We start from the raw sequence: 6,629 nt of genomic DNA on the forward strand, positions 1-6,629 counted from the left end.
GTTCGATATGAATAAACCTCAGTATCGTATTCATCGGTTAAGGCTTCATCTTCCATCACTTCAAGGGCATCGTTGAGATTTTGGATTTTTCGTTCAACTAATTCGAGATGTTCTAGCACCTGTGTTCGTTCACGCTGCAAGCGGTCGATTTTTGCCTGAATTTGGCTAAAATAGATTTTATTTCCCATTACATTATCAGCCTTTCTGCTTGTCTATGATTACCCTGCCAATAACCTTGCCAGTCCGTTGTATTGTCGGTAGCAAGACATTGCCCGAGTGTGCTGTTAAATAGGCTCAGATTATCCACACGGCGATTATCTTCACGATAAGCACATTCATTGGCGTAGTTATCAAGATACTTATTACTGATTTTATGATGTGTGCCAATAATCATACGCTTAAAGCGACTGAAATAGCTTTCTGCAAGATTGTTAGTGATACCGTCATCGCTGCGGTATTCTTTTTGATGGTTTACGCGACGTAAATCGTAGTGAATCATCAATTCGTCATAAGCTGAGTTTTCGTCTGCGTGAATACGACTTCCTGCCTTGATATAGCTTGTTGCCAATTTATTCACGACTTGGCTATTTTCCGATAAAATCGGGAAAGTTAAGGTTTTCTTTGCGCCTACTAAATATGGATTTTCTGCGGTTTCTTCTTCAGTGTAACGGCTTCGCATTACCAAAATTGACCGCTTGTGAGGATTAGTATTTTCCTTCAGTCGTCTATCCACGCGCTCCGATTTCTTATTCTTTGGTCGTGGGGCAGAATGAACATAAGTGCCGTCGATATGAATTTCACCTGAAAGCGGAAATAGCTGTTTCTGAATTTGTAAACTTTCACGGATTTTGTGAGCAAGCGTAAAAGCCGTCTTGTATTGTACGTTTAAATCACGCGAGAGTTGACAAGCGGATAAGCCTTTAGCGGCATTAACAAATAAGGCTATCGCGTAAAGGTAGGTCTGAATAGACAGTTTACGGTTGGCAAAAATCGTGCCTGATGTGACACTAAAGGTATGATGACAATGTTTACACCGCCATTGATTACGACTGGCAATGCGATAAGCAATATGCTGCACACCACACTTTGGACACACCACATTTTCCTCACTCCCCCAACGAATTTGGCATAGCAATGCCCGAGCTTCGCTATCAGATAGCTGTGCCATCTTAATAGGCGAAAGCGTGTGGGCTTTGCTTGAGAGGAAGTAGTGTTGTGCCATAGTTGCGTTTTCTTTTTGTTATCTAAAAGTCTTGAAATTGTCTAAAAATTTGTTTACAGGATATTCAATCTAGGGCATTCAATTTATGCTCAAACGTGATAAAATATTATTAAATTAACGCCAAATATACGCTCGTTTGCGTTATTTGTCAATTCTAAATTGAAAAGGAACGCTCAAATGTGCATATCAGAAAGATTAAGACAAGTTTGTGAAGCTAAGAATTGGAAAATTAAAGACTTTGCAGAGCAAACAGGAATTGCTTACCGCACCCTACAAGGTTATGTTGGTGGTGAACGTGAGCCAAATGCGGAAGGTATGACTGGTATCGCCAAAGCTGGCGTGAATTTGAACTGGCTCGTGAGTGGTGAAGGTGAAATGTTTCAGTCTGAACCACAAAAAAGTGCAATGTCAGAGCAAGAAATAAAATTAATTGCAGACTATCGTATGATGCCTGAAAACATTAAAGAAGCTTTTACTATTGTTTTTAAAGAAATATCTTCTAATTAATAAATTACTTGATAAATAAAAATATAGGGTTTAAAAACATTCAAGAGAATAAAAAGTAACATCAGTAAAGACTTTAATATTATTAATAAAATTTTCTATATTGCTAATCATTATTTGGGTAACTTTAATTATTAATATTTAGGAGAAAAATTTGAGATTTTTAGGTAATAAAGAATCTATAGTAGATGAAATAAGAAGTTTTTTAGATCACCAAGGATTACTAAATCAGGATTATACTTTTTTTGATGCTTTTTGTGGTACAGGAACAGTGTCTGATTACTTAAAAAATGATTTTAATTTAATCTTAAATGATTCACTAAATTGGTGTACACATTACGCCAAAGGAAGGATTTTAGAAAAGAAAAAATTATTTAATAAACTTGGATTCAACCCAATAGTTTTTTTTAATGAATCAAATGAGCTTCGTGAGGGGTTCTTTTATAACAACTACTCACCTAAAGCTAAAAGAATGTATTTTACCGAAGAGAATGCTGGAAAAATTGATTTCTTTAGAGAGAAGATAGAAGAGTGGTATATATCCCATCAAATTAATGAGAATGAATATTCATATTTATTAGCTAGCCTATTAGAGTCTGTATCAAAAGTTGCAAACGTGGCTGGAGTATATGGAGCATTCTTAAAAAAATGGGATAGTAGAGCTCTGAAGAAGATCGAGTTTTTACCTGTGAATAGTTATGAAGGGATTTCTAAGAAATTTACTATTTTTAATCAAAAGGTTGAAGATATAATTTCAAAAGTTGAATGCGATATACTATATTTGGATCCTCCATATACCCAAAACCAGTATGGGACACAATATCACTTACTTGAAACTTTGATTTTAAATGATAACCCCCCTATAAGTAAAATTACTGGAAGTCGTCCAACTGGCCCTATGAGATCTTCTTGGTCTAAAGATCTGTGCGCTCATATTCTGTTGGATAAAATTATTTTTGAGACTAAAGCAAAGTATATTCTATTTAGTTATAGTTCTGATGGAATTATGTCTAAATCTTTCATTGAAGCTTGTCTAAAGCGCTATGGTAAGACTAGAAGTTTTCAATGTAAAAATATTAATTATAAAAAATATACTAATCATAAATCTAAAAATAAAGAAGGACACTATGAGTATTTATTTTTTATAGAGAAAGAAGATTTAGTTAATATACGATACGAATCGCCATTAAATTATATAGGTAGCAAATATAAGATTATTAAAGAAATAAAGGAAAGAATTAAGCCAACTAAAAATTTTATTGATGTTTTTGCTGGAGGATTTAATGTCGGCATTAATATCTCATCGAATGAAATTATATTCAATGATATAAATCATAAAGTTGTTGAGTTAGTTAGATCATTTTATCAATATAATACTTATGATTATATAATGTTTGTAAGAAAAAATATAAAAAAGTTTAAGCTGCAAGCTGGGGATAAAGAAAGTTATTTAAAAATAAGAGAACATTATAATTCATTGCCAGAATGTAATAAAGATCCTAGATTGCTTTATACAATTATACTCTATGGGTTTAATCAACAAATTAGATTTAATGGTAATTTAGAATTTAATAATCCAACAGGAATGCGTTGGTTTAACGATAAAGTTTTAGAAAAACTAATTAGCTTTTCTAGGCATATTAAGACATTAAATATTAAGTTTTTAAACTATGACTTTTGTGAGTTCAGTAAGTTTATTAGTACAGAAAACTTTTATTATATGGATCCACCATACATGTTGACATTGGGATCTTACAATGATGGTAAAAGAGGATTTAGTGGCTGGACGAAGATTCATGAATGCGCTCTCTTTGATTTTGCAGATGAAATTCATAACCATGGAGCATACTTTATGATGTCCTATGTATCAGAGCATAAAGAGAAATGTAACAATGAACTTATTAGTTGGATTAATAAGAATAACTATAATTTAATTGAGTTACCTTATATATCCGGTAAAAATAGAAAAGAAATTTTAATTACTAATTATAATGGTCTATAGTTATGAAAAGTTATGATTTACCAAAATTCTTTATCAAAAATAATATGCAAAAATCAACAATTACAGGGGTTTATTTTAAAGATATAATTTCCGAAGATGATCTTTCTACTATATGTTATAATTTAACGGGGAAGAATAATTTTTTATATGAATTTGTTAGTAATGAATATGAGGATGAGTTTCTTTCTAGATCCTACAATAAAGGAAGGTTAGGAATTTTGAAATATTACGATAAAGTATTTTATATTAGTTTTTCTGATATATCGAATAAAGGTCGTAACTCTGCTTTACAGAGTGTTCCTACCGCGTTTAACTTATATTTTACAAATAAACATAAAAACAAAAAATTATACTTTTACTTTTTACCTAATTCTATTAATAATACTACTAGCTATCATATATTTATGTATAGATTGATGGCTAGCATTGGGTTCTCATTTTTAAACATACCAAATGAGTTAAGAGGTGTTATTAAGCCATTTAATTCAATAGATGATCTAATTCTATCTAGGAGGGAAAACGCAAATAAAAACTCTGGGAATAATTCTACATATATAGTAAAAAATAGCTATAATTCTTATGATATATATGGAAAAACATACGGAGCAAATAAGTACGATACAAGTTTAATTTGTTATGCAATTTGTTCTATTGCACAAAAGAATGATTCTATAACTTTATTTGAATATAATGAACAAGATTTATCAGAACTTCCAGAATCAAGCTTAAATGTTTTAAGAATGATGGGAAATATCAATATTATTAATATTGATGATGAATTAGAAATTCGAGAACTTAGACAAAATAATAGTCTCCGATCTCCAAGGTTTAATGCTAGATTACTTGATCGCCTTGGTGAAAAGAAATGTGTTCTATGTGGTTGTGAAATTAGTGAAATTATTCAGGGAGTACATTTATGGCCTGTTTCTGAGATAAAAAATAGAAGAGATCTAAGCTTAGAGCAAAAAATTTCTCATGCCACAGATGGAGAGAATGGTCTGTGGATGTGTCAAAATCATCATAAATTATTTGATTCTAATATTATTACCATTTCAGAAAATGGAAAAGTGAATTATAAGCATAATATAGAGAGTAATCATAGAGATTTTCTTGATAACATAACTACAATTTTTGAGTTACCGCCTCATATAGTAACTTCTAAAGTTCAGGGGTATATTAAATTACGTAATAATTTAATTGTTTAACATTTATGTATTCAACAACTTAACGCAACAAACTATTAAAGTGTGCTTATACACTATTTATATGATTTAACATCTCAAATTGATTGAAATCTTTTGAACTACAGGTAGTTTTTCACATATTTTAGGCTCTGTAAATTGACATGTTTTGTAACCATCAATATTATCTATTTGCAAAATATGCTAACAATTATTGTTACATCTATATGCCTCTATCTTTTGGGTAGCTTGCTTTTTTATTATCATTTCTATAAATGATAAAAATACAAGCAATCAAACTTTTGAAAAAAATTCCCTTGACATAACTCTTCCCTTTCTCTATCTAGATATAATTCAAAAATACCGAAATTTTAAAAAAAACACTTGACAAAATAAAACGCTTGACAAGTAACCTATAAAATAATACCTTTTTGCCCACAGAGAATAGTTCCTTCATTAGGACTTTGTTTTTTAAGCCTAAAAAGGCTTGAAAATTTCAGAGTTTTAATGAGGGGATTTTTGTTTCTATGGCACAACACTTCCTTTTATCCGCACGCTCTCGTGCGCTTTCCCTCAAACAGCTCTACCGTCTTTCTAATGACGAAGCCTTTAATTTGATTAAAACAGCTCGATGGGGCAATGCCGAGGATATGCGTGATGTAATTTGTCCGCATTGTGGTAAGCGCCACCATGCTTTCTTTTTATCTAGTCGCAAGCGGTGGCGTTGCGCTCAGTCTGATTGTGGGCGTGAATTTTCCGTAACGAGCCAAACCGCACTTGCCTATCACAAACTTTCCTTTGTAGATTTATTGGCAGCTATCTATCTTTTTGTTAATAAGGTGAAAGGACTTTCCGCCATTGAACTCAGTCGGGCACTGAATATCAATTACAAATCTGCCTACGCCCTACTGCATAAACTGCGTGAAGTCTTATTCAAAACCCGAGATTTAACCTTAATGTCAGGCGAAATCCACGAGGACGGCGCTTGGATTAATTTTCGGCTAAAACCTGCCAATTTCCGCAACAATCGAGACAAGCAAAGAGAAAAGAAAGATAAAAAAGGTCGCCGTTTTCTAAAATTTCGTCCAACCAAACGCTGCATCATTAATTTCAGCCAATGTGCCTGCAACGATGAAATAATGAACGGCTCAAGCAAAACACTCGTTGCCATGGATTACACCGAGAACGTCGCACTTGTTACCATAATGAATCAGCGATTTGTCAAAGCAGGAAGTTGCGTGATGTCAGATGAAAATCCTGCCTACAACAATCTCAAATTGCACTACGAGCATTATGCTGTGAACCACCAAGAGGCGTATAGCAAATGTGGCGTGAATAATAATCTGGCAGAATCCTTTAATGCCAGAATGCGTGATTTAATGCGTGGTACACATCACAAAACCGATAACAAATATGCCTTACACTACGCAAACTATGCGGCTTATCTGTCAGATAATCGCCGTAACTCCAACAGAGAACTCTTTGAAGATGTCCTCAAGCGTTGCCTGTGGGTATTGCCACTTAAAGAGTGGGTCGGTTACTGGCAAGGAAATCACCGTCAAGGTGAGTTAATCGGAATGAAAGCCTTTGCCCCCGAAGAAATTTCACAAAACTACTTCAAGCGGCTAGAAGAACAAATGAAGTGTCAAAGTTACAAATAAGTGGCATAATCGGCAAAACTTAGAACGATAGAATAAGGCTTTAGCCTATTTTTTTACAC

General features: G+C 33.1%; 5 protein-coding genes and 1 pseudogene. 4 read left to right on the forward strand and 2 right to left on the reverse strand.

From position 1 onward, the window contains the following. Nucleotides 1-188, reverse strand: a pseudogene (locus tag DK415_RS09360) (DNA repair protein); the annotation flags it as partial. Then, the gene (locus tag DK415_RS09365; protein WP_109433403.1) at nucleotides 188-1,222 is read right to left on the reverse strand and encodes an IS1595 family transposase; all 1,035 of its coding nucleotides are present in this window, start codon (nucleotides 1,220-1,222) and stop codon (nucleotides 188-190) included. The gene DK415_RS09365 and the pseudogene DK415_RS09360, both read right to left, overlap by 1 nt. Before the next feature lie 177 nt (nucleotides 1,223-1,399). On the opposite strand from DK415_RS09365, the gene DK415_RS09370 reads away from it, so the two are divergent. From DK415_RS09370 to DK415_RS09385, 4 genes are all read left to right on the forward strand, one after another. Then, complete coding sequence (locus DK415_RS09370; RefSeq protein ID WP_109433404.1) at nucleotides 1,400-1,729, forward strand: helix-turn-helix domain-containing protein; 330 nt, start codon at nucleotides 1,400-1,402, stop codon at nucleotides 1,727-1,729. A 151-nt stretch (nucleotides 1,730-1,880) separates the two neighbouring features. Beyond that, complete coding sequence (locus DK415_RS09375) at nucleotides 1,881-3,728, forward strand: DNA adenine methylase (RefSeq protein ID WP_109433405.1); 1,848 nt, start codon at nucleotides 1,881-1,883, stop codon at nucleotides 3,726-3,728. Between the two features lie 2 nt (nucleotides 3,729-3,730). After that, nucleotides 3,731-4,933, forward strand: coding sequence for an HNH endonuclease signature motif containing protein (locus tag DK415_RS09380; protein ID WP_109433406.1), 1,203 nt, complete (start codon nucleotides 3,731-3,733; stop codon nucleotides 4,931-4,933). A gap of 503 nt (nucleotides 4,934-5,436) precedes the next feature. Continuing rightward, entirely contained in the window at nucleotides 5,437-6,570 is a 1,134-nt protein-coding gene (locus tag DK415_RS09385) for an IS1595 family transposase (RefSeq protein WP_109433407.1), read from the forward strand. Nucleotides 6,571-6,629: the final 59 nt, after the last annotated feature.

The sequence above is a fragment of the Aggregatibacter segnis genome (assembly GCF_003130075.1).
Taxonomy (GTDB): domain Bacteria; phylum Pseudomonadota; class Gammaproteobacteria; order Enterobacterales; family Pasteurellaceae; genus Aggregatibacter; species Aggregatibacter segnis_A.

Coding starts and splice junctions, on each gene's coding strand:
- DK415_RS09365 (WP_109433403.1), bottom strand. CDS start 1,222: ATGGCACAACACTACTTCCTCTCAAGCAAAGCCCACACGCTTTCGCCT.
- DK415_RS09370 (WP_109433404.1), top strand. CDS start 1,400: ATGTGCATATCAGAAAGATTAAGACAAGTTTGTGAAGCTAAGAATTGG.
- DK415_RS09380 (WP_109433406.1), top strand. CDS start 3,731: ATGAAAAGTTATGATTTACCAAAATTCTTTATCAAAAATAATATGCAA.
- DK415_RS09385 (WP_109433407.1), top strand. CDS start 5,437: ATGGCACAACACTTCCTTTTATCCGCACGCTCTCGTGCGCTTTCCCTC.